This is a genomic window from Lutispora sp. QWL-02 (assembly GCF_058315355.1).
This window is the reverse complement of record NZ_CM177762.1, coordinates 3,687,685-3,711,759: the sequence shown is the minus strand read 5'-3', so window position 1 is coordinate 3,711,759 and position 24,075 is coordinate 3,687,685. Positions and strand designations below refer to the sequence as shown.

25 protein-coding genes and 1 other annotated feature are annotated in these 24,075 nt (G+C 40.1%); of the genes, 24 read left to right on the top strand and 1 reads right to left on the bottom strand.

Annotation, left to right across the window (positions count from 1 at the left end):
* Nucleotides 1-102 precede the first annotated feature (102 nt).
* The 3 genes from AC4HCY_RS17675 to AC4HCY_RS17665 are packed head-to-tail and all read left to right on the top strand — an operon-like array spanning nt 103 to nt 3,153.
* Nucleotides 103-1,152, top strand: coding sequence for a M42 family metallopeptidase (locus tag AC4HCY_RS17675; RefSeq protein WP_323431488.1), 1,050 nt, complete (start codon nt 103-105; stop codon nt 1,150-1,152).
* Nucleotides 1,143-2,171 (top strand): M42 family metallopeptidase, encoded by a 1,029-nt coding sequence (locus tag AC4HCY_RS17670; protein WP_491094768.1) that lies wholly within the window; start codon nt 1,143-1,145, stop codon nt 2,169-2,171. The genes AC4HCY_RS17675 and AC4HCY_RS17670 overlap by 10 nt, the downstream gene beginning before the upstream one ends.
* Nucleotides 2,164-3,153, top strand: a complete 990-nt coding sequence (locus AC4HCY_RS17665) for a M42 family metallopeptidase (protein WP_491094767.1) — start codon at nt 2,164-2,166, stop codon at nt 3,151-3,153. The genes AC4HCY_RS17670 and AC4HCY_RS17665 overlap by 8 nt, the downstream gene beginning before the upstream one ends.
* 85 nt (nt 3,154-3,238) lie before the next feature.
* Here AC4HCY_RS17665 and AC4HCY_RS17660 read toward each other — a convergent pair whose 3' ends face one another.
* Complete coding sequence (locus AC4HCY_RS17660; RefSeq protein ID WP_491094766.1) at nt 3,239-4,129, bottom strand: LysR family transcriptional regulator; 891 nt, start codon at nt 4,127-4,129, stop codon at nt 3,239-3,241.
* A gap of 193 nt (nt 4,130-4,322) precedes the next feature.
* Here AC4HCY_RS17660 and ilvD point away from each other — a divergent pair, with 193 nt between their 5' ends.
* The 21 genes from ilvD to AC4HCY_RS17555 all read left to right on the top strand — a co-directional run bounded on the left by ilvD (nt 4,323) and on the right by AC4HCY_RS17555 (nt 24,007).
* On the top strand, nt 4,323-6,017 hold the full coding sequence (gene ilvD, locus AC4HCY_RS17655) for a dihydroxy-acid dehydratase (RefSeq protein ID WP_323431484.1): 1,695 nt from the start codon (nt 4,323-4,325) through the stop codon (nt 6,015-6,017).
* A gap of 30 nt (nt 6,018-6,047) precedes the next feature.
* Nucleotides 6,048-6,926, top strand: a complete 879-nt coding sequence (locus AC4HCY_RS17650) for an alpha/beta hydrolase (RefSeq protein ID WP_323431483.1) — start codon at nt 6,048-6,050, stop codon at nt 6,924-6,926.
* A 36-nt stretch (nt 6,927-6,962) separates the two neighbouring features.
* A complete protein-coding gene (locus AC4HCY_RS17645) occupies nt 6,963-8,072 on the top strand; it encodes a YkvI family membrane protein (RefSeq protein WP_323431482.1) in 1,110 nt (369 codons plus the stop codon).
* A gap of 13 nt (nt 8,073-8,085) precedes the next feature.
* On the top strand, nt 8,086-8,901 hold the full coding sequence (locus AC4HCY_RS17640; protein WP_323431481.1) for a carbon-nitrogen hydrolase family protein: 816 nt from the start codon (nt 8,086-8,088) through the stop codon (nt 8,899-8,901).
* A 78-nt stretch (nt 8,902-8,979) separates the two neighbouring features.
* On the top strand, nt 8,980-9,849 hold the full coding sequence (locus AC4HCY_RS17635) for a DUF6282 family protein (RefSeq protein ID WP_491094765.1): 870 nt from the start codon (nt 8,980-8,982) through the stop codon (nt 9,847-9,849).
* Between the two features lie 46 nt (nt 9,850-9,895).
* Nucleotides 9,896-11,176, top strand: a complete 1,281-nt coding sequence (locus AC4HCY_RS17630; RefSeq protein ID WP_323431544.1) for an aconitase X catalytic domain-containing protein — start codon at nt 9,896-9,898, stop codon at nt 11,174-11,176.
* Nucleotides 11,176-11,601 carry an aconitase X swivel domain-containing protein gene (locus tag AC4HCY_RS17625; protein ID WP_323431479.1) on the top strand — a complete coding sequence of 142 codons (426 nt, stop codon included), beginning with the start codon at nt 11,176-11,178 and terminating at the stop codon, nt 11,599-11,601. Before AC4HCY_RS17630 ends, AC4HCY_RS17625 begins: the two co-directional genes overlap by 1 nt.
* Before the next feature lie 131 nt (nt 11,602-11,732).
* The gene (locus AC4HCY_RS17620) at nt 11,733-12,206 is read left to right on the top strand and encodes a MarR family winged helix-turn-helix transcriptional regulator (protein WP_323431478.1); all 474 of its coding nucleotides are present in this window, start codon (nt 11,733-11,735) and stop codon (nt 12,204-12,206) included.
* Nucleotides 12,197-13,588, top strand: coding sequence for an MATE family efflux transporter (locus AC4HCY_RS17615; protein WP_491094764.1), 1,392 nt, complete (start codon nt 12,197-12,199; stop codon nt 13,586-13,588). Before AC4HCY_RS17620 ends, AC4HCY_RS17615 begins: the two co-directional genes overlap by 10 nt.
* Nucleotides 13,589-13,636: 48 nt before the next feature.
* Nucleotides 13,637-13,849: a binding site (T-box leader), on the top strand.
* Nucleotides 13,850-14,034: 185 nt separating this feature from the next.
* Nucleotides 14,035-15,426, top strand: coding sequence for an asparagine--tRNA ligase (gene asnS, locus AC4HCY_RS17610; RefSeq protein ID WP_491094762.1), 1,392 nt, complete (start codon nt 14,035-14,037; stop codon nt 15,424-15,426).
* Between the two features lie 349 nt (nt 15,427-15,775).
* The gene (locus AC4HCY_RS17605; protein ID WP_323431475.1) at nt 15,776-16,024 is read left to right on the top strand and encodes an HD domain-containing protein; all 249 of its coding nucleotides are present in this window, start codon (nt 15,776-15,778) and stop codon (nt 16,022-16,024) included.
* Nucleotides 16,025-16,146: 122 nt separating this feature from the next.
* Complete coding sequence (locus tag AC4HCY_RS17600; protein ID WP_491094761.1) at nt 16,147-16,728, top strand: GNAT family N-acetyltransferase; 582 nt, start codon at nt 16,147-16,149, stop codon at nt 16,726-16,728.
* A gap of 303 nt (nt 16,729-17,031) precedes the next feature.
* Nucleotides 17,032-17,790 (top strand): sugar phosphate isomerase/epimerase family protein, encoded by a 759-nt coding sequence (locus tag AC4HCY_RS17595; protein WP_323431473.1) that lies wholly within the window; start codon nt 17,032-17,034, stop codon nt 17,788-17,790.
* Between the two features lie 310 nt (nt 17,791-18,100).
* On the top strand, nt 18,101-18,406 hold the full coding sequence (locus AC4HCY_RS17590) for a hypothetical protein (protein ID WP_491094760.1): 306 nt from the start codon (nt 18,101-18,103) through the stop codon (nt 18,404-18,406).
* Between the two features lie 176 nt (nt 18,407-18,582).
* Nucleotides 18,583-19,218 (top strand): DJ-1/PfpI family protein, encoded by a 636-nt coding sequence (locus AC4HCY_RS17585; protein WP_323431471.1) that lies wholly within the window; start codon nt 18,583-18,585, stop codon nt 19,216-19,218.
* A gap of 151 nt (nt 19,219-19,369) precedes the next feature.
* A complete protein-coding gene (locus tag AC4HCY_RS17580) occupies nt 19,370-19,900 on the top strand; it encodes a penicillin-binding transpeptidase domain-containing protein (RefSeq protein ID WP_491096144.1) in 531 nt (176 codons plus the stop codon).
* A gap of 131 nt (nt 19,901-20,031) precedes the next feature.
* Nucleotides 20,032-20,280, top strand: a complete 249-nt coding sequence (locus AC4HCY_RS17575; RefSeq protein ID WP_491094759.1) for a hypothetical protein — start codon at nt 20,032-20,034, stop codon at nt 20,278-20,280.
* A gap of 98 nt (nt 20,281-20,378) precedes the next feature.
* The gene (locus tag AC4HCY_RS17570) at nt 20,379-20,831 is read left to right on the top strand and encodes a hypothetical protein (protein WP_491094758.1); all 453 of its coding nucleotides are present in this window, start codon (nt 20,379-20,381) and stop codon (nt 20,829-20,831) included.
* 409 nt (nt 20,832-21,240) lie between these two features.
* Nucleotides 21,241-21,741: a hypothetical protein gene (locus tag AC4HCY_RS17565; protein ID WP_491094757.1), complete on the top strand. Its 501-nt coding sequence runs from the start codon at nt 21,241-21,243 to the stop codon at nt 21,739-21,741.
* A 393-nt stretch (nt 21,742-22,134) separates the two neighbouring features.
* Nucleotides 22,135-22,608: a GNAT family N-acetyltransferase gene (locus AC4HCY_RS17560; RefSeq protein WP_491094756.1), complete on the top strand. Its 474-nt coding sequence runs from the start codon at nt 22,135-22,137 to the stop codon at nt 22,606-22,608.
* 619 nt (nt 22,609-23,227) lie between these two features.
* Nucleotides 23,228-24,007: a response regulator gene (locus AC4HCY_RS17555; RefSeq protein WP_491094755.1), complete on the top strand. Its 780-nt coding sequence runs from the start codon at nt 23,228-23,230 to the stop codon at nt 24,005-24,007.
* Nucleotides 24,008-24,075 lie beyond the last annotated feature (68 nt).

Below are 24,075 nucleotides of genomic sequence, written 5' to 3'. Positions count from 1 at the left end.
AAATTACTTTTGATATTATCATCAAATTATATTAACATTAAATTATATTGACATTAAATCTTTGGGGTTGAACGATATTATAAAAGGAAAGAGGGAGATAATTTGGTTAGGGAATTGCTAAAGGAATTAGTGGAAACTCATGGCTTAACCGGTTATGAAACTGAAGCCGGTAAAGTTGTGGAAAAATATTTCAAACCCTATTCCGATGAAATCAAGCTGGATAAAATGGGAAGCCTGACAGCGATCAAAAGAGGAAGGGCTGAAAACCCGAAGAAGATCATGCTGGCGGCTCATATGGACGAGATAGGCCTTATGGTAAAAAAGATCGACGAAAATGGCTTTGTGTCATTCACAAATGTAGGCGGGGTTGACCAGAGGACTTTGCTCACCCAGGAAGTGACAATACACGGCAAAAAGGACTTGTTTGGGATAATAGGGAGCAAACCGCCTCATATCCTTGAAGCCATCGAAAGAAAAAAATCCGTAAAGATGGAAGATATGCTGATAGATGTAGGACTTTCAAAGGAAGAAGCGGAAAAATATATTGCAGTAGGGGACCCTATTACAATAAAGCGCAGGATGCTGAATCTGCAAAATGATATGGTTGCAGGAAAGGCCTTAGATGACAGGGCCGGAGTTGCCGTAATGTATGAATGTCTGAGGGAACTCCGCAAGATGCATCATGACTGTGACGTCTATGCGGTAGCAACAGTTCAGGAAGAGGTAGGCTACAGAGGGGCTGTTCCCGCTGCCTTTGCCATATCTCCCGATATAGGGATTGCCATAGATGTAGGATTCGGCTCAACACCCGAACTTCCCAAGGATGAAACATCAGATTTGGGGAAGGGTCCCGCCATCGGTTTTGGCGCCAATATACATCCAAAGGTCTATGAAAGGCTGACAGAGGTTGCTAAGGAATACAACATACCATGGCAGCAGGAGGTATATCCGGGAGCAACGGGCACAGATGCATGGGGAATGCAGGTAACAAGATGCGGAGTTGCCACAGGACTCCTGTCCATACCGCTGAGATACATGCACACCTCGGTAGAAACAATTCACATCAATGATATTAAAAACGCCGGAAAGCTGCTCGCATATTTCATTGTCAGCTTGAACGGCGAGGATTTGGAGGGAATGCTATGCTATTAAAAAAATTGACAGAAGCTTGCGGCATGCCCGGAGGAGAAGGCGAAGTAAGAGAAATAATACAAGAAGAGATCAAGAGATATGTAGACGATATAAAGATTGACAGGCTGGGAAATATAATAGCAACAAAGAATGGTAAGCCCGGATTTCCAAAGGTCATGATAGCTGCCCACATGGACGAAGTAGGGATGATGGTAAAATCCATAGACGACAGCGGTTTTATCAAATTTACTCAAGCCGGCGGTATGGATGATAGGATCCTTGTATCCAAGCCGGTTTTGGTGGGCAAAAACAAAATACCGGGTGTAATAGGAGCCAAGGCCATACATTTACAAGAACCTGAGGAGAGAGAGACACCGTTAAAGACAAAGCAATTATATATAGATATCGGTGCCAAATCAAAAGAGGATACGGAAAGATTAGTAAAAAGAGGAGACTATGTGGCATTTGATAGCGACTATGTGGAATTCGGCAATAATCTTGTAAAGGCAAAAGCCCTGGATGATAGAGCAGGCTGTGCAGCTTTGATCGAAATACTGAAGCATCAGTATGATGTTACTATTGTGGCTGCATTTACGGTGCAAGAGGAGATAGGACTCAGGGGTGCTACAGTGGCAGCCTATAATATAAATCCGGATATTGCATTGGTCCTTGAAGGAACCCTATGCTCAGACGTTACAAATGTTCCGGAGGCTTCCTTTATAACAAGGCTGGGGGAAGGCCCTGCACTGTCGCTGATGGACTCCAGAACTTTATTTCCAAAGAATCTGGCCAAGAGAATATATGAACTGGCAGTAAAAAACGGGGTTAAAATTCAATATAGACTGCCCTCAGCAGGAGGAAATGATGCAGGGGCGATACATACTACAAGAGAGGGCGTGCCCTGTGCCGCTGTTTCTGTGCCATGCCGCTACATCCACTCAGCCTCTTGCGTTATGAGCATGGACGACTTTGAAGGATGCAAAAAAGCAGTAAAACTTTTCCTGAAAGATATAAAAGAGGGGGAATACATTCGTGAGTAAGATAAATAATGATTTATTAAAGAAATTATTAGAAACCTTTGGACCTTCAGGCAATGAAGAAGCTATAAGAGATGTGATAAAAGAAGAAATAAAGGGCTATGTTGATGAAATAAAGGTTGATGCATTGGGCAATCTCATCGGCATCAAAAAAGGCAAGGGCAAAAAGATCATGGTGGCCGGACATATGGATGAAATAGGCATAATGGTGACCAATATAGATGAAAACGGCTTTATCCGCTTTACAAGCATCGGAGGGGTATCACCCTTTACGGAACTATACCAAAGAGTCATGTTTGCTGACGGTACTTTGGGCGTTGTGGGTATGGAAAAGCTGGATGATATGAAGGATTTGACTTTGAGCAAGATGTTTATAGATATAGGTGCAGGCTCAAAGGAAGAAGCATTGAAGAAGGTGAATGTCGGAGACGTAGCCTGCTTCTATGGCCCTTTTGTTCAGAATGATGACTATATAATGTCAAAGGCCCTTGATGATAGAATAGGCTGTTATATAGCCATTGAAGCTTTGAAAGCCTTAAAGAATTGCCCTAATGAGGTTTATTTCGTGTTTACCGTACAAGAGGAAGTGGGCCTTAGAGGTGCCAGGACGTCCGCTTATGGTATTGACCCGGATATGGGGATTGCAATAGATGTAACGTCAACAGGAGATACTCCTAAATGCAAGCCTATGGACATGAAAATGGGAAGCGGTGCGGCTATAAAGGTTAAGGACAACAGTGTGCTGGCTCACCCTGAAGTGAAAAAGCTTATGATAGAAACAGCTAAGGAGAACAATATACCTTACCAGCTGGAAGTATTGGAAGCCGGCGGCACGGATTCGGGCGCCATACATATAACCCGCTCTGGAGTTCCTTCCGGAGTTATATCGGTGCCATGCCGCTATGTGCACTCTCCGTCAGAAATGGTATCGGTAAAGGACGTAGAGAGCGCAATAGAATTGCTCTGCAAAGTGCTTGAAAAATAAATAAACCTATAGAAAAATAAAAGCAGTCCCAGGTGAACTGCTTTTATTTTATACAAAACCTATTTATTGCAGATGTCCAGTATGATTAACATTGAGACATTTGTTTTATCAGCACGTCGATAAACTTTTTAATATAGATAGGCTGGAGCACATTGCTGTGATGTATTATTTCTATGCGAAGTTTCTGTTGCAACCCCTTAAGCGAAAATATGTGGATATATTCAGAAGGGGAGCAGAATAAGTTATGATTCGAAACGCGTGCAAGCAGCATTTTTGGGCATAAGGAAGCACATAGACCCGAAGCGCATAGCGAAATTTGTGTATCGCTATCGCTTATACTATATATGGTTTTAAGAGTGATATGATTGTTATCAAGATACTGCTGCATCACTTGATTGATTGCGCCGGTTTTAAAGCTCTCTGTAAAAGGAATTTTGGAAAATTGAGATAAATCTGCTTCAGATTGCAATATTTTTTCAGTTTGGTCTCCAAAATGACTTCTTAACAGTGAGTCAGAAATAATGAGACAAATCTCATCATTGCAAAGTTGTGTGACACAAAATTCTTCCCTGGTGTGTGTATTGACTCCTACAAATAAATCGACCTTGCCTTTGAGAAGCTTTTCTTCCAGAACACTCGTATCTTCCATAAAAAAAGCAACCTTGACTTTGGGGAAATATGAATAATATTGAGGGAGGACACGAGGAAGAATTATCTGCGCACGTGAAGCGTTGATGCCTACCGTAAATTCCCCAATTTCACCGGTTGACATCTGATGCAAATTCGAACACATATTGGTTTCCAGTATTTTCATATTGCGGAGCGACTGCAGCATGGCTTCACCGGCTGGAGTCAATTGAAATCGCGGGCGACGCGTAAACAGCATAATATTATGCTGCTGCTCCAGTCTTTTAATGTGGTCGCTGACACACTGCTGGGTCACAAAGGCGCGTTCTGCGGCTTTGCTGATGCTCATTTCTTCTGCAACCAGCATGAATATTTCATAATTCGTCTGCATAATTATCTCCTATCCTTTTTTACCATTATAATACATGTGATCTTTAATAACAAGAATAAACTTGTAATATTAAAAAATATACTTGTTTTACATTGAGCATAGACAAATATATAATGGAATAAACGAAAAAAGTAACAACTAGGAGGTAATTATGGACGAATCTAAGATGCAGTATAGTCAATACCGCAGTGGTATGCTGACAAATGGCATCGAACGCTCCGCTCATCGTGCGCTTTTGTACAGCACTGGTCTTGATACCGATGATTTGCACAAGCCGCTTGTTGCCATTGTAAATTCATTTACAGAGATGGTTCCAGGTCATATTCACCTGCGCGAGCTTGCTGATCATGTGAAACAAGGTGTTCTGCAGGCGGGAGGTATTCCCAGAGAGTTTAATACCATCGCACTATGTGACGGTATTTGTCAGGGGCACCGAGGTATGAGCTATCCCTTGCCGAGCCGTGAAAATATTGCCGACTCTATTGAAATGATGATAGAAGCCCATCACTTTGATGCAATGGTTATGCTTCCCGGTTGTGACAAGATTGTCCCCGGCATGCTGATGGCGGCGGCTCGTGTGGATATTCCCACCGTTTTTGTTCCGGGCGGCCCTATGATGGCAGGCAAGTATAAGGATATTGATGTTATCACCCTTACCGATATGCGTGAGTTCATAGGAAAAGTGCAGACAGGCAAAATGCAGCTTGAAGAGCTTCTTGAAATAGAAAAAAGAGCTCTGCCTACATACGGCACCTGTGCAATGCTTGGAACAGCAAATTCAATGGGATGCTTGACAGAGATTTTAGGGTTTACGCTGCCTTATTGCAGTACGACACTTGCAGTTTCTGCAGAAAAAAGACGAATTGCGAAGCAGTCGGGCAAACGAATAGTTGAAATGATCGCTGAGGATCTGACAGCAAGAAAAATTCTTACCCGCGAAGCATTCCTTAATGGTATCTCTGCAACTATGGCAATGGGTGCCTCCACAAACACAGTGCTGCACCTTATGTCGATCGCAAACGAAGCGGGTGTAAAACTAAATTTGACGGATTTTGATGCAATCAGCAGAAATGTACCGTATATTTGTAATGTCAAGCCTTCAGGAAAATATCCCTTGTCTGTTGTCCATGACAACGGTGGTGTACCTGCGGTGCTTAAGGCTATTGAGAGCAAGCTGGAAAAGAATCATCTTACTATAACAGGTGAGACCATGCTTGAAAATATTAGGGAGACGCCTTTAGTTGAAAACGACGTTATTTTTCCGCTGTACCAGCCCAAAAATGAAGAAGGCGGAATCGCAATTTTATACGGCAGCCTTGCTCCAGATGGTGCAGTAGTGAAAAAATCCGGAGTTAAACCCTCAATGTATCGGTTTACAGGGCGTGCACGTGTATTTCATTCGATGGAGGATGCAAGCTATGCCGTCTCCAATGACCAGATCAAGGAAGGCGATGTTATTGTTATCCGCTATGAGGGGCCAAAAGGAGGACCGGGAATGCGTGAGATGCACATGACTACATCACTCCTCGTTGGGCGAGGTATGGATGAAAGCTGTGCGCTGGTGACAGATGGGAGATTCTCAGGCTCAACTCGCGGACCGTGTATTGGCCATATTTCGCCTGAGGCAGCTGCTGGCGGCCCAATTGCAGCGGTAGAGGACGGTGACCGCATCATCATTGATATTCCAAATCGTCGGCTTGATTTGGATGTGCCGCCGGAAGTGATCAAGGAGCGCCTGGCAAAGGTAAAGCATATTGTCAAACCGCGTACTCCAGCATTGGCAAAATATGCGGCGCTTGTTACTTCTGCGGATAAGGGAGCTGTACTCAAGGTTCCCAATGAATAAATCAGTAAAAGATAAGAAAGAGGTTTTAAAATGATTACCAATGACATGTATTTTTTCAGCAATGGATATCGATTGGCTAGCAGCTTGTATCTCCCAGATGATTATAAAAAGGGTGACAAACTTCGCTGCATCATTCCCAACTCCGGCTACATGGGACTTAAGGCTATATATCCCTCACTATTCGCCCGTGCATTGACCAAGAAAGGCTATGCCGTGTTTGGGTTTGATTATAGAGGATTTTTGGACAATGAAGGCCCTGCAGGCGTGTGCAAACTTGATGAACAAGTTGAGGATATCCGCAATGCGATAACCTTTTGCAAAACACTTCCCGAGGTGGATGCAGAGCACATCGGCTTGCTCGGCTGGGGTATGGCAGCAGGACTTGTGGCAAAAGCAGCAGCCCAGGATAAGCGCGTAAAAGCTGTTGCAGGACTCAACGGTTTTTATTGCGGTGCAAGATGGCTGCAGCAAGTTATGTCTTATGCTGATTTTGTAAAAATCCAGAATGAAATAGAAGTAGAAAAAAGGCGTTTCGTACTTGAAGGTACTAGAAGATACAGCGATCCATTCCGCTTTTACCCATTGGATCCTTCCACAGACTCTGTGGTACGCGATAATCTATATACTGTGGAGGGCTACGGCCAAGAAATCTCATTGGAAGTAGGCCAGTCCCTGTTAGAATTCAACGCAGAGAAGAATATTCACGACATCACCGTGCCTATGTTTATTGGACATGGGAAAGATAATCTGCTGCACCCTATAACTGAAGCAGAGTTGTTTTTTCAAAAGCTTCGCTGCGAAAAAAGATTTTATGTAATTGATGGCAAACACAATGATTTCATGTTCGATGATCACCCCGTATTTTTGGAATTGGTAGATGCTCTTGCTGACTTTTTTAAGATTCTTTAAGTATAGCGCGCACAAAAAATATAAGGAGGTTTCATTATGTCTAGCACACCCGTTTCAGTTACCCAAAATGAAAGAATAAGTTGGTTAACAGTTATTAAAATTGCAGGTGTCTTTGTATCTTGGGCAATAGGTTCAGGTTTTGTAACAGGACAAGAAACATTACAGTATTTTTGTGGTTATGGCATTTACGGTTATGCAGGGATTGCCATTGCTATGCTATTGCATGCTTATCTTATTGTATCATTTTTTAAATTAGGCTATGAAAAAAGATTCAGCAGACCCTTAGAAATTTTTACTTATTATTGTGGTGAAAAGATAGGCAAGGTTTTCCAAGTTTTAGCATTAGGTCTTATGTTTTCTGCACCGGTAGTTATGATTTCAGGCTTTGGTGCAGCCCTAAATCAACATTTCGGAATCTCATCTTCTCTTGGGAGTATTATTTTAGGTGTGCTTTGTTTGATCACGATTATTCTAGGATTGCGAAAGCTGGTGGATATAATAGGAACCATGGGGCCATTTATTATCGTACTTGCACTTGGCACCGGTATGTACTATTTATTTAATAATATTGATGGCTTGAAGCATGGTATTGAAATTGCACCTACTTTGAAAATGAGCCGTATTGCACCTACATGGTGGCTAGCGGGACTCTATTATACTACTTGCACTCCTATGCATTCTGCACCCTTCTTTGCGGCGACGGCAACTACTGTAAAGGTGAAGAAAGAAGCAGTTTATGGTGGTATTCTTGGTGTTATTCTTTATGGTCTTGGTGGAACAACGATGTTTAGCGCAACATTTACAAATATTGAAGTTCTTAGTCAGCAAATGATTCCAAATCTATATATTGCAAATAGCATTTCTACTATTTTGGGTTATGCATTTATACTGGTAATTTTCCTTGGCATATACTCTTCTTGTGTTCCATCTATGTTTGCACTTTGCGTTTCCTTTAGAAAGGAAAAAACCCATGATTATAATGTTTTTGCAACAGTGCTGGTAACAGTCTCTGTATTGTGCTCACTGCTACTTCCTTTTGATAAGCTTTTAGGCTTGGTTTATGGAGCTTATGGTGTAATTGGTGGTGTATTTGTTCTATTTATTATTGCAAAGCAATACCAAGAAAAAAAGGCGAAATACAACTAGAAAGGTATATATTATGAATAAATTTAAAATGGCACTGATTCAAATGGAATGCAAATTTTGCGATATCCAATATAATGTTGGAAGAGCAGAAGAAAAGATTCGCGAAGCCCATGCCAATGGAGCTCAATTTGTTTGTCTTCCCGAAGGATTCAATACCGGATATTATTGCTTTGGATATGAAAAAATGAAGCAAATTGCCGAACCCATAGATGGAGATACCATTACTCGTATGAGGTCATTGGCAAAGGAGTTAAATATTTATATAGTTGCTCCAATTATGCTCGCTGTAGCTACAGGGATAGTGCAGAATTCTGCAGTTATGATTGATGATGAAGGTAAGATCCTAGGAGACTATTCCAAAACTCATCTAGTGGGACAAGAGCAGCTTTATCTGCAAAGGGGGAGAGAGTATCCAGTTTTTCATACTAAATATGGAAAGTTTGGAATTGTAATATGTTATGATATATGTTTTCCTGAAACCACAAGGATACTTGCACTCAAAGGAGCTGATTTAATTATTTGTCCTGCTGCATGGCGTGATGGCTCCTATTTTAAAGACTGGATGAATAAGGTTTCTATGGTTCGAGCCCTGGATAATACGGTTTATATAGCTCTCATTAATTGTACCGGGGTATTGCCGGATTCGCCGTTTTGTGGCTCTACACAATTTGTGGATCCTATCGGAAATGTTATGGCAATGTGTTCGGTTGATAAGGAGGAGATCCTATATCAGGATATTGATATGGGTCGCGTGTATAAGGAAAGGATGGACAACACAATACTGATTGATCGTCATCCTGATGATTATGAATTGCTTGCCAAATTGTAATAATTAATCAAGACCACAAATATTTACTATTGAGTCGAAGAAAGCTTTGGCTCAATAGTTATTTAAGGGGATTGAATAATGCGAAATTGTAGTAGAACTCAAGCTGCAGAATTATTATATGGTGCTTACGATTTGCATGTTCATACAGCACCATCACATTTCCAGCGTTCTTTGGATGATTTTGAGCTTTTGGAACAAGCCGAGGAATACGGTATGGCGGGAGTTCTTATAAAATCACATTATGAGCCTACAGGTGCCCGTGCGGTGTTGGTAAACCGCAGGTACTCCGATTTTAAGGCGAGAGCATATGGTGCTGTGGCACTGAATCATCCTGTCGGCGGGTTAAACCCCTACGCGGTGGAAAGTGCACTAAAGATGGGGGCCTCCTATGTGTGGATGCCTACACGGGATTCATATCACTGCCTTTTAAGCGGCAATATGCCGGGAGACTTCTTTTCTCGCCCTGGAATCCGTGTGATGGATGAAAGCGGCTGTCTGCGAAGTGAGGTTTACGATATTTTTGATGTTGTAAAAAAGTATGATGCCTGTCTCGGGACAGGCCATTTAAGCCCGGAGGAATCTATGCTGCTTTGCTCCCAGGGAAGAAAGCGCGGAGTCCGGATGGTGCTGACCCATCCCGAATGGCAGCGTACGGTTGTTTCGCTTCCAGTTCAGAAGCAGTTGATGCAGAAGGGTGTGCTGATTGAGAAGAATTGGATTAACATTTGTGAAGGAGCATGCACCGCAGAATATATGGCTCACACCATACGAATTCTTGGCTCGAAGCATGTCTATCTGGCTACCGATAGAGGACAAGCTGGCTTCGAGAGTCCTGCAGAGGGAATGCTGCGTTTCATTGAAACGCTTTTGTCCTGCGGTATTACTGAACCGCAAATTACCGACATGATCGTTCGTGTTCCTCAGGAAGTGATCCACCCCACTCTTTAAGGACAATGGATATGTGCAATGAAGTAGAAGGGAGGAAGATATTTTGGTGCATTTAACCGATTATGAAAAACAAATGCTGGACGGTCAAATGGGAAAATTCAAACAAAAGGCTATGCAGTTTATAGTACGTTATGCAGAGGTGCTTGGCGCCGAGGAGTTGTGCCAGATTTCCCGTGCGACATTGTTTATTGGTGCGCAGCATTATCTGGATTGCTATGCAGAGGACACCGACTACAAAAAGATATTCTCGGAGTTTTATCTGTGCAGTGATGAAATCGTAGAGCTCGGGGAGGTATCTGAGTGCTGTAAGACACAGACCTGTGCGGCCTGCTGCGATTTGAGAGAGTATGAGCGTACCCATCTATCCAGGGAATTTCATGAACGAAATCGCAAATATCTGGAGGCAACAAAAGAAATGGGAGTAAAAATAGTAGATTCCTGTACTCCCTATTACGTGGGTTGGGTGCCGATGATGGGGGAGCATTTTGTTACGACAGAGTCGAGCAATGTGGTCATCAGCAATACGATCTTTGGAGCCTGCGGTAATTCCGACGGAGTTGAAGCTGCAGTATGCGCGGCTATTACCGGCAGAATTCCGAAATGGGGAATGCATATCAAGGAGAATCGCTATGCGACTTGTGTATTTACCTTGGATTTTGAAGTGGAGACACAAATGGAGTGGGATCTGCTGGGCTTTACACTGGGCCGTCTGCTTCCCAAGCATGAGGTGCCTGTGATCGTAAATGGATTAAAAAATGCTGAAATCAATAGGATGCGCCAATTGTGCGCATCACTTTCTGTGACAAGTGCTGCGGAAATATGTCACATCGTCGGCCTTACACCAGAGGCTCAAACACTGGATATGGCACTTGGAGGGAAAAAACCGAGGCATCAAATCCATGTTACCGAAAAGGATATGGAGGAATCACTCTCTATTCTGTGCGACAAGGGAAGCAGCAAGGTCGACTTTGTCAGCATAGGCTGCCCGCATATTTCTCTTGATGAAATTCGCGAGATTGCCCTTTATGTAAAAGGAAAAAAGCTGCCTGAGGGTGTTGAACTGCAGATATGGACAGACTATGCAACCAAGGAGATGGCAGCAGTCAACGGTTACACCAAGCTGATTGAGGACACCGGAGCTGCGCTCCTGACAGGATCCTGCCCCATTGTCATGCGTGAAGACAGCCACAGGCATGCGACTGCTATGGTAATGTTCGGTGCGAAACAGGCTTTCGGCATAAGACATCAGACAAAAGTGCCTGTCTACTACGGAGAGGTTTTCAGCTGCATTGATGCTGCATATAACGGCAGATGGGAGGAAGGCTAATGAACACATTTAGATTGAAAGCCCGCGGTGCATATCCAGGAATCGCAGAAGGTCCTGCTGTTGTTTGCCCCGACAGTATAGCCGGAAATTCCGGTGCATTGGGAGATACCGATGGTGTCATCTACGAGAAGGGTAATGTCAATTACGGAGTTTGCATCAACGATGCGATTTTGGTTGTCCCGTGTGCTAAGGGTTCCAACGGTTTTTCAGCACACTTTAAGGGCGCTCAGATTGCAGGCGTAAAGCCTGCGGGATGGATTTCCACCCGCATGGATGCCCGTCTAGGTGTTGCAGTTGCAAGTATGGGTATTCCTGCTGTTACCGATTTTGCCGATGATGAAGATCCGGTAGTAAAAATCAAAACAGGAGACTGGATAAAAATTGATGGTGCTACAGGAGAGGTGCTCATTACGTTTAAATATTGAAGAATTAATTAGTTGAAAATGAATATAGAAGTATAAATAAAATAATATCATTGAGCATATTGACAAATAGCGATAAAATAGTTAGAATTCTAATAGTAAGAATTCTAACTATTTGTTTTTGGAGGTAACCAATGAAGCACGAGAAGCTTAAAGAACTTTTTTATCTGATGTTTGAATTTATGCCTCTATATAACCAGACCATGGGGAGTATATATCGCAAAGACTATGATGTTGAGCCGCGTTTAAACAAAAATCAGAAAAAAGCGCTTTTTATGATTAAAAAACAGGGGAAAATAATACCGTCTGCGCTCGGAAGGGCCCTGGATATGCAAAGGGGAAGCCTGACCACCTTGGTGGATTTACTGGAAAAGCATGAATTTGTAAACCGTGCAACTGATAATGATGACAGGCGAAAGCTCTGGCTTTTTTTGACTCCGAAAGGAGAGGAATATATCTCGGCCTTGATGAGCAACTATGAAAAAGAGTTCGCGCAGATGTTTGACAAGATCGATCAGGAAGACATCTCGAAGATGATCGACAGCATCGGTTTCAGCAGAAATATCTTAAGAGACATAAAAGAGACAGGAGGAGTATTATGCAGATAGTTGAAAGAGAAAAATTACTGGGAGAAAGCGAAATACCCAAGCTGCTGCTCAAGTTTTCCATACCGGCTATAGTGGGAATGCTGGTCAATGGACTTTATAACTTTGTTGATATGGTTTTCATAGGAAATGGAGTAGGCCCTTTAGGTATAGCCGGGGTTAGAATGGGCTTTCCCATAATAGTTATTAATATGGCTTTCTCCATGTTGATCGGTATAGGTGCTAATTCACTTATATCTATAAGATTGGGGCAGAAGAGGAAGGAAGATGCAGAGCTGATATTAGGCAATGCTCTGGTAAGTATGATAATCATAGCTGCTTTGCTGACTATAGCTGGATTGATATTCATGAATCCCCTTCTCAAGATTTTTGGAGCCAGTGAAGATGTAATGCCCTATGCTCAAGGCTATTTGAGCATAATACTTTATGGAGCAATATTTCAGATGATCGGAATGGGAATGAATAATTTCATCAGAGGGGAAGGCAATCCCAAGATCGCAATGATCACAATGCTTATTGGAGCAATACTTAACACCATACTCGATCCCATTTTTATATTTGTATTTAAATGGGGAATACAGGGGGCAGCCCTTGCGACTATATTATCTATGGCCGTTTCTGCGATCTGGGTGCTATATTACTTCCTTTATGGCAAAAGCCTTTTGAAGATTAGAAAGCCTAACTTGAAAATAAGAAAAGATATTATTAAATCCATAGTCACCATAGGTTTAGCGCCTTTCTCCATGCAGCTGGCCTCCAGCGTATTGATAATTTTCATGAACAAGGGCCTGTCATATTATGGAGGAGATATTGCAGTATCAGCTATGGGTATAATCAATAACGTAGCCATGATATTCATGATGGTGGTATTTGGTATAAATCAGGGAGCCCAACCTATTATAGGCTTCAATTATGGAGCCCAAAAATATGATAGAGTGAAAACCGCCTTAAAATATGCTATAGGGGCTGCGACGATAGTTGTCACCATAGGCTTTATATCGACCAGGCTGTTCTCAGCTCAGATAATCGGGATTTTCAGCAATGATCCTGAGTTGATCGCTCTTGGCGCTAAAGGCTTGAGGAGAGTTTTATTATTTATGCCCATAATAGGCTTTCAGGTAGTGAGCTCCGCCTATTTCCAGGCTGTAGGAAAGCCAAAGCAGTCCATGCTCCTGAGCCTTTCACGTCAGGTGCTCATACTGATACCTATGATATTGATATTGCCTAAGTTTATGGGTCTGGAAGGCCTCTTTACGGCAGGTCCCATATCTGACTTATTTTCATCGATACTGACCGCCTTATTCTTGGTCTTTGAGCTGAAGCATTTGGACAAACAGCATGAAAATGAAAGGGTAAATACTGATCCGCGATTGGGAGACATCTAGGTGATTGACAAGTGCGGGTATCAATATTATAATGTTTGTTAATACTATTTACAGGCTATGAAGGGAAGCAAAATACAGCTTTTGTTTTAGAGAGTCGGCGGAAGGTGGGAGCCGATACGAGGTTGTATGGAGGAACGTCCCGGAGCATCTGACCGAAATCCAATGGAGAGTAGGCTCAGACGGTGCCCGCCGTTATTGGGTTTGAGCAGGCCTAGCAGGCAAGCAGGGTGGTACCGCGGAATATTATCTTTCGTCCCTTTATGGGGGGGCGAGAGATTTTTATTTTTTTGTTAAAGGGAGACGGAGACCAGGCCAAGACACGGAATATTTCACGGATTTTCACGGCAGGTATATTATGTTGATCTATCAAGATAGTGCAGAGGAGATTGAAAACCATGTTAATCCGTGTTAACCGTAACCAAAATCAAATTAGGAGGTTATATAAAATGAAAACAGTATATGTAAAAAGCTTATACAGGGATACCGAAAGCTATGCAGGAAAATCCATTACAGTAGCAGGCTGGGTAAGGAATATAAGGGTATCAAAGAATTTTGGCTTTATAGAGCTTTACGACGGAAGCTTTTTTAAGAGTGTTCAAGTCGTATTCGGCGAAGAACTGGATAACTTCAAAGATATAGCAAAGCTGAACATAAGCTCATCTCTTTATGTCGAAGGCAAGCTTGAGCTGACTCCGGGAGCAAAGCAGCCCTTTGAGATAAAGGCAGAAAAGATTGTGATAGAAGGGCTGTCCACACCGGATTATCCTTTGCAAAAGAAGAGGCATACTATGGAATACTTAAGGACGATAGCTCATCTAAGACCCAGGAGCAACACCTTTTCTGCCGTATTCAGGGTGAGATCCCTGGCAGCCTTTGCAATACACAAATTCTTCAACGAAAGAGGCTTTGTGTATGTTCATACCCCACTCATAACCGGGAGTGACGCCGAAGGGGCAGGCGAGATGTTCAGAGTAACTACCCTTGATCTTGATAACCTGCCAAGGACCCAGGACGGCAAAATAGACACTAAAGAAGACTTCTTTGGCAAGGAAACCAATCTGACAGTTAGCGGACAGTTGGAGGCAGAGACATTCGCTTTGGCTTTCAGAGATGTATACACCTTTGGACCGACTTTTAGGGCAGAAAACTCCAACACTGCACGGCATGCAGCAGAGTTTTGGATGATAGAGCCTGAAATAGCCTTTGCAGATTTGGAAGACAACATGGCATTAGCAGAGGACATGATGAAATATGTGATAAGCTATGTATTGGAGAATGCCCCCGAAGAGATGGCATTTTTCAACCAGTTTATAGACAACACCTTGCTGGAAAGGTTAGATAACATAGTGAACTCTGACTTTGGCAGAGTGACCTACACAGAAGCTGTGGATTTGCTGAAAAAATCGGGCAAGGAATTCGAATATCCGGTAGAATGGGGAATAGATCTTCAGACAGAACATGAAAGATACCTGACAGAGCAGATATTTAAAAAGCCGGTGTTTGTTATCAATTATCCTAAAGAGATCAAAGCCTTCTATATGAGGCTTAATGACGACAATAAGACGGTAGCTGCTATGGATCTGCTGGTGCCCGGAATCGGAGAAATCATAGGAGGCAGCCAGAGAGAAGAAAGATACGAAGTCCTGGAAAAGAAAATGGAAGAACTGGGATTCAATAAGGAAGACTACTGGTGGTATATGGAGCTGCGCAAATACGGCGGAACCAAACATGCTGGCTATGGTTTGGGCTTCGAGAGAATGATCATGTATCTGACAGGAATAGGCAACATCAGAGACGTAATACCCTTCCCGAGAACGGTAGGAAGTGCAGAATTTTAATATAGTGTAGCGGAGAATTAATTCTCCGCTATTTTGTTTTATTTAGGAAAGCATGTTGAAGAGCTAACATATATGGTATAATATGGACAATATGTTGCAATATTTTGACAACGAATGAATAGGGACAGCTGTCAGTAAAATGGCCCAACGACCGGCACAGGATGCATTTTATATGAAATGTCTATTTCAAAAGATGAGTGGCAAATAAAAAATAAGTAGTCACATACCTTCACCGGGTGCGAGCACCGGCAAGGGGTATCCCTTATAAGGCCGGTTCAGATATGGCGGCAAGCCGAGACATTATCTGCAATACTGATGAAAGGAAAAATAGAACGGGGTTGAATTTAAGATGGGTGAAACAGATATAAGAAAACATATACCTACTTTAGAAGAAGCAAAAATCCTATTAGACCATGGACGAAAATTAAATCCAGGTAAATGGATAGAACATTCAATGTATGTAGGTAAAGCCGCACAATTAATTGCACAGGATTGTTATAATCTGGACCCTGAGACGGCACTCATTTTAGGTATATTACACGACATTGGGAGAAGATTTGGGGTTACAAGCATGAGGCATAGTATAGTAAGTAAATGAAACGTTGACCATGCGTAAACGTTAGGCGTAATCGGCCGGTGAGCCACTGTGTCATGCGTGGATTGCTGGGGAAGGTATCACAATAAATTTATATTATATTTGGCGGAGAAGAGAGGTTAATTATGAGTATACGAATATGTAGGCTTACCCCCGAACTGTTAGATGATTATCTGTATTTTTTTGAAAATGTAGCCCATACAGATAATAAGGAATGGGATCGTTGTTATTGCCTTAATTACTGTAGTGAAGCTAATGCGGGTAGGGATTTTTCATCTCTGGATGTAAGGAGAGAATATGTAATAAAGTATGTTAAAAGCGGAAAAATACAAGGCTATTTAGCATATTGTGAGAATAAGGTTGTCGGATGGTGCAATGCTAATCGCAAATCAGACTGTTTGAAATGTGGGGGTTGGCAGCTAATATCAAAGAATGATAAAGCTTATGATTCAAATTTAAAAATTAAATCAATATTTTGCTTTACTGTGGCACCCGATATGCGAAGAAAAGGTATTGCGATACAGCTTTTAAGCTGCGTCTGTGAAGAAGCCATACAAGATGGTTTTGATTACATAGAAGCTTATCCAAATAAAAGGGAAAGCAATGTATATTATGATTATGTTGGCCCATTAGATTTATATAAAAAGTTTGGATTCGCTTTATATAAGGAGACAGACCAAAGATTTGTGATGCGAAAACGCCTGTAGCTTTATAAGGCACCACACCGCTTATTGCGAAGCAATTTTTTTTGGGTACGAGGTGCGTAGCCTAGGGTCACTTCTATGTGGTCTTGGTACGAGTGTTATAGCAGAGCTCTGGGGTCTGACCCAAAAGGAATACCCTAACCCTCGTACCCCGTACCCCGTGCCTCGCAGCCATAAAAAATACTGCGTATTTTTTATATATTGTACAATAGATAAACAGGACTTTGTGAGGTTTGGAGGAGCGATGTTTTGGCGGCCTCTTAATAGGTAAGGCCTCCAAGATTATATATAAACTAGGAGGTATTTATGAAGGAAATAATTTTGTGTGATGATACAGATTTATTGGACGTTATATTATTATGTCAGGAATATTCTTTAGGTATTGAGGTACAATCATTTTATGATCCAGAGTACCTTGAAAAAGAGATTGATGGATTAAAAAAACATATTGATGCTATAAAAAATGTTAAAAGCAAATCAGTCCATGGTCCTTTTGCGGATTTATGTCTGGGTAGTTCTGATAAGATGATTAGAGAGGTAACAAGGAACAGATTTGAGTATGCTTATGGTGCCGCTAAAAAATTGAAGGCTCAAAATCTTGTGTTACATCATGGGTATGTGCCTAAGACAAGCTACCCACCAAATTGGATAAAAAGAAGCTTTAAGTTTTTTGATGATTTTTTTGCAAATAAGAGTAATGATATTAAAATACATTTGGAAAATGTTTTAGAATTTGATAGTGATATGTTATTTGAGGTGGTTGAGGGACTACAAGGTAAAAATATTGATGTTTGTTTGGATATAGGTCATGCTCATTGCAATTCTAAGATTTCAGTTGTTGAATGGATAAAGAGGTTAAAAGGTAAGATAGGTTATGTACATATGCATGATAATAATGGTTTTGAAGATGAACACTTAGGATTGGGGATGGGGAATATTCCTTTAGATGAAGTATGTGAGGCTTTAGAACAATATTCTCCTCAAGCTATTTGGGCAATTGAGTCTAAAACTGATCATATACAAAAAAGTATAGATTGGATGGTGACGCGAGGATACATAAAATAAAGAGTTTACCATGCGTGACTACCCTAACTTAATGGGGTATGGTCAATCGCCCAAAACCAATATTCTTGCAAGGACGCTGGAGAAAAGGCTTTAGAATGGGTGCTGCCAAACGTGAGGTAGAGGTACTACAAGGTACAAGGAATTATGAAAGACTCATAGTGCTTTGAGGCCGAAAAAGCTGCCTACATAAGGAAGGAGTCGTCGGCAGGTAACTTGGCTGTCTTACCTTAACTGTGCAATCCCGCGCTATAGGTGAGAGCTCATTCGCAAGCCGGCAAATTTACTTATAATATTAAAAATGGAGATAAATATGAAGCTAAACATAAAAAGGATGAATTATGAAGAAGCAAATGAAATTTCAAAATGGATTTACCAAGAGCCATATTCAATTTATAGCTATGATGGAAGTGATAGCTGCATAAGAGAACTACTTGATGGTAATTACTTTTCTGCTGCTGACGAAGAGAATAAGCTTTTAGGATATTATTGTTTTAATGAATCTGCTCAAGTTCCAGCAGGTAAACAATTTGGTGTTTATGATGATGAAGATTTAATCGACGTTGGTTTGGGAATAAGGCCTGATTTATGTGGGCACCGTAAGTTGGTATTTGAGTAAATATTCTAGATGAAGAATTATATCAGATGAGGTTAGATATATGGGCAATATCGTTGGTAAGTTAATTATAAAGTTAAGCTGCATTCATCTAAATTGATTTACATTAATAGAAAATGCGATTTATGAATTAAGCATAACAAATCCGATAAATCGAAATCTGAAGGGGGAATTTGAGTATGAAAAAGATAGCAGTAGTTATTTACCCGTACTTTTCTTTACAAGAAATCACTACACTAACTTCTTGCTTAAAAATATGGTTTGGTAAAGATATAGATTATTTGGGTAGTGAGCTAAATATTTATGAAAGTGAAGAAGGCTTTCAGGTCACACCTACAAAAACTTTTAATGATGTAGATTTAGATGATTACAGCTGTGTTATATTGCCTGGAATCATTAATCCTTTGCCTGCTTTATATGATAACCGGCTTATTAATTTTCTTTCCGGATTGAAAGACAAAGACATTTTAATAGCATCAATATCAAGTTCTCCGCTTTTGTTAGCTAAAGCAGATCTATTAAGTGAAGTAAAATTTACAGCCGGTATCTTTATGCAAATGGTTGATGTATTCTCATTCATTAAAAAGGAAAATTTCATTCATCAACCTATAGTAAAAGACAAGAATATTATTACTGCAATCGGTTTTGCTTTTAGAGAGTTTGCACAGCTTGTTTTAAATGAATTGGGGTTAGATGTAGGTGAGTCATTTATGCTCCCTGTTACTAAAGAATATACAGAAGATGAACTAACGTTTTACTGGGAAAATGATGATTATCAAGAATTTTTAGAGGAATTAGAAGGATATCAAAATTAATAGGGATTAAAAATTCCAAGTTATGGAGCAATATTAGAATATTGAAGGGATGTGTTTGTGATCAGAAAAATAATGCTAACATTTTTATTTCTCACTTTTTTAGTTGCTACTATTGGGTGTAGCAGTGCCACTAATACTCCTAAGAAAATAAATAGTACAGAAACAAGTTCCGCCATGTTCAACCTTCAAGATTATTAACTCCTTAATTGGTCTTGAGACCAAAGTGTTGGAGGATGAAAGCACCAGTTTTAAATGGGATGGAACAGATTATTCAATTGAGTCATGGAATAAGGACCAAACGTTGAAATCTGCTGTTTCCAACTCAGTAGTTTGGTATTTTCAAATCCTTGCATCAAAGATTGGCGAAGACAAGATGCAGGATTATATTAATAGAACGGACTATGGAAACAAAGATATTTCTGGCGGTATAACAAAATTTTGGCTTCAATCCTCTTTGAAGATATCACCCATAGAGCAAGTAAATATCTTAAGAAAATTTTACGATTATCAATTGCCTTTTTCCAAAAGGAATATAGATATTGTTAAGGATGTTATCGTTTTAACTACTGAAAATGGAATTAAGTTATCAGGGAAGACGGGTTCAGGTTCAAAACCGGAAAATAACACACCGGAATCAAAATATATAAATGGTTGGTTTGTCGGGTACATTGAAAATTCTTAAGGATAAAAATTATTTATAAACAACTTGGAGGAATAGATATGTCTTTAACCATTTTCAGGTGTGGGATAAGATATATTGAAGGGCGAATATGGCCGACATCCAGCCTGGGTTTTAAATAAGAGGTGTATGAAATGTATACTGTAGTAGAAAGAAAAGATGCTTTAGAAAAATTGATTGAAATCATTTCATCTATGCCAAATGTTGAAGGCTGTCTTTTGGTTGGCTCTGGTGCAATTGGGTTTACTGATGAATGGTCGGTTATAGATGTATCTGTAGTTGTTTATCCGGAAGAGAATACACGAGCAGTTTGGGATGAGTTAAACAAGAAGATATTAGATAGGTTTAGCATTTACAAGTATTTGCTTAATGAGTATGGATAAATAATTACATTACAGTTATTCTGCTTAAAAATTTTTTAGAGATTGATGTTGGCGTGATATCGTTAAATAACCTATCTGCTAAGCGGGGATACTGGAAGGTGCTGTTTGATAAGTCCGGCAGAGTAGCAGATAAAATGAAGAATACATGGGAGAATGGGAAGTATCCTATTCTAAGTGTTGAGATTGAACAAAGTCTTAGCAGCTTTCGGGACCATTTTAAGAATGCTGCCTTTGCAATTAAAAGAAATAAATCATACAGAGCAGTGAAAGAATTAGAAAAGATCCGGAATGAAATTGTTCGGTTGAAGGCTATGCAGGAAGATAAGATATCCAAGCACTACAGGGATGTGGATGAAATGGAATCCTGGTTTATTAAACGGTTTGAAAATACTTTTTTTGGGGAAATAGATATTGCAAGCCTTACTAATTGTTTTGTTAGTTTATTATACTTGTACTTTGAGGTGGTTAAAGACATGTATGGAAATTGTGAAGTTAATGAATATGAGGCAAAATTAAGGGATTTTTTATATGAATTAGGAATAATGAATTAAAAAATTGACATCGGGGTCAGGGACATCAAGACGTTACAGCACAGACCGAGCAAATGATGTGTCGTTTTGCCGCAATTTATGAAAGGTTTAGGTTTTATAAAATATTGCTTCATATAGTAAAAAATGCGACACAGTCCAAGGTTACGGAGAACACGGATTTTCACGGAATCTTTCACAGATTTACACTGAAGGGATGGCACAAGAGCAAACAGAAAGTGAACCCCATAATCCCGAACATGAGGCATACCATGCTATTTAAGGAACCTAAATGTTGCATATAAAAAAATTATTCCGTGTAAATCAGTGCTAAATCAGTGTTAATCCGTGTTCACCGTTTCCTGTCGTATTTTTGATATGTTCTGCCACAACAGTAAGATATTATGGCGTATTAAATAATAGGGGGAAGGGCATGAAAGATAATAAAAAATTCATTTATTATACTATTTTTATTATTCTATTTGTATCAAGCGTAATCTACTTTTATCCTAAAAAGTTAAGATTAGATTATAACGGAATAATATATAGGCTAGGAGATAGCAATTATTCGGAAAAAATTAAGGTGAGTATTAATGGCTATCTTTCAAAGGGATTAATTAAAGGTGATAAATTTCAGGGAATATTAATCATAGGAGATAAACAGCTGTCGAAGATAAATATTAGATTTGATAGTGCTGATAAGGATGATTTACTTTATTTTGATGAGAATACAGGTGACTTTACATCATACGGGCAAATTTATTCAAGTGATATGAAGAAAGGTCTTACAATAAGCGTTTTTGAACAATGCGGACAAAAAGAAGGAGTGAGGAGATGGTCAAGTAAGGATGGCCTAATTATTTCTGCTCCAGCAAATAATAGAAATGAGGCTTTGGATATATCAAATAAATTGATGAAAGGTATTTTGAATTAAGCCACATTCTTTATATTGCGTATAAAAGAAAATTTGAAGCCGCATCATCATTGCTGTTCTTGCCTTTGAGGGACTCGATCCACTGTGTAACAATGTTTCTGCACAAGGGTGCGGGGTAGCAAGCCCATGAAGCAAAGCGCTAGAGAGCGGTCATGAAGCCTACCGCACCACATCGCTTCACCGGATGACAAGCACTACCAGGAAGAGGACCCTGTTAGTCCGGTTCAGGGACGTTGCAGACACGAGAGTTATATGACATGCGGCGGAAAAGACCGTCGCGTTCTGCAACAGATTTGTTAAAGCAGGTCTATAGAGTAACTGTAGCGCGTATCGTAGAATAAGACGAATTAAAAGTTAAATATTTTATAGTCATATTATATGAGGAGGCTTAGAATGCTAAAGGTAAGACAAATTTCAAGTGACTATGCAAATATTGTTCATAATATACAAAAAAAATCATTTGAGCCATTGCTTAATAAATATCATGATTATGAAATTAATCCTGCAATGGAAAGTGTTGAGCAAATCAGAGAAAAGATTGATAGAGCCAATACGATAGCATATATTTTTGAGCTTAATGATATTTATGTGGGATGGGTCAGAGTAATGAAATTGGAAGATATGACATATAAAATTTCAGCTTTGTGTGTTCTTCCAGAATACCAAAATAGAGGAATTGCACAAGAAGCATTGAAACAAATAGAAAGTTCTCATTTAAATGCACAAAAATGGACTTTAGATACAATAATTCAAGAAAAGAGAAACTGCCATTTATATGAAAAATTGGGATATGTAAAAGTCGGCGAACTAGAGCAAATAAATGAAAGAATGGCAGTTGTTAAATATGTGAAAATTTGCAGAGCATGAAGTAGGAGCGCCATATTAATTCCCCGGGTGCGAGCATCGCCAAGGGGTACTCCTTATATGTCCGGCTCAGCAACATTGGAGATGCCAGACGTTATATACCATTCAGCGTTTAAGTTCGGCACCATAGAAGAGTTTGGAGTATCCAAACATATTAGTGTAAATGGGATGTGAATATATGAGTAAGAAAATAATAATTTTCACGATAATAATTATCTGTAGCTTTCTCTTTTCATCCTGTGCCCGGGAATCAATCATCAATCCAAAAAACTTGAATATTGACACCATTCAACTAAGTTATGGTAGTAATATCAAAGATATAACAGATAAATCAAAGATTGATTCTTTAATAAAGATATTGGATGATATTAAATATCCTCTCAAAAACTAAAATCAAGTCACTGAACGGCATATAACAAATATATTCCTGCAAGGGTGCGTAAGCAAAGCACCTGAGGTGTAACCGCACCCACCAGCGACCCTAAGAGGCGCTGCTCTAAGGGTTCCTATGTCAGAAATATCAAAACATTATATGACATGCGGCGGAAAAGATTTGAACAGAATTGTACGGCGTAGGACATGGTTGTAAAATTGTCTGTTTTGAGAAGGGGAGTATAAGAAAATGAACAATGATCTTGAGAAAATTGGGCAAACAGCTCAGGGCTTATCTAAAAGTCCTTTAGGTATTATTGCGCTCTTTATAGTACTTGTCTATGGATTTGCAGCATTGGTTACAACATTCGCTAGCTCGCTCACCTCATTTGAGAGATTACCACTAATCTATTTTCTTGTTATCTTTCCAGTTTTAGTACTTGGGGTATTTGCATGGCTGGTTAGTCGTCATTCTAGTAAATTATATAGTCCTGGTGATTACAAAAATGAAGAGAATTATATTAAAATGCAATTAAATGTAGCAACTGCTTTAGCAACCGCAACGGCTCGTAGCAAACAGTCAAAACAGGAAGCTAACATTCACGAAATTATCAATGCCGTTGAACAAATTCCATATACTATTCGGACATATGCTCAACCTTGGAATAATAGAATTCTTTGGGTTGATGACAAGCCCGAGAATAACGTTTATGAACGGAAAGCTTTTGAGGAACTAGGAATATCATTTTCACTTGCACTTTCTACAAGCCAAGCACTAGAATTTTTAAAACATAATAAATTTGCAGCAATTATTTCAGATATGGGAAGAACCGAAGGACCACTAGAAGGATATGTATTACTTGAACATGTTCGGAATCAAGGTGACATAACGCCTTTCTTTATTTATGCCGGTTCTAACCTCCCAGGACATAGAGAAGAAGCTCTAAAAAGAGGGGCACAAGGAAGTACTAATAATGCACAAGAGTTATTTACCTTAGTTACAAAGGCCATACTTGAGAAAACACAATAATTTAACTCAATAACAATTACCTCTAGAAGGCAGACAATGAGCCAAAGCCTGAGGGAATATGCATGTAA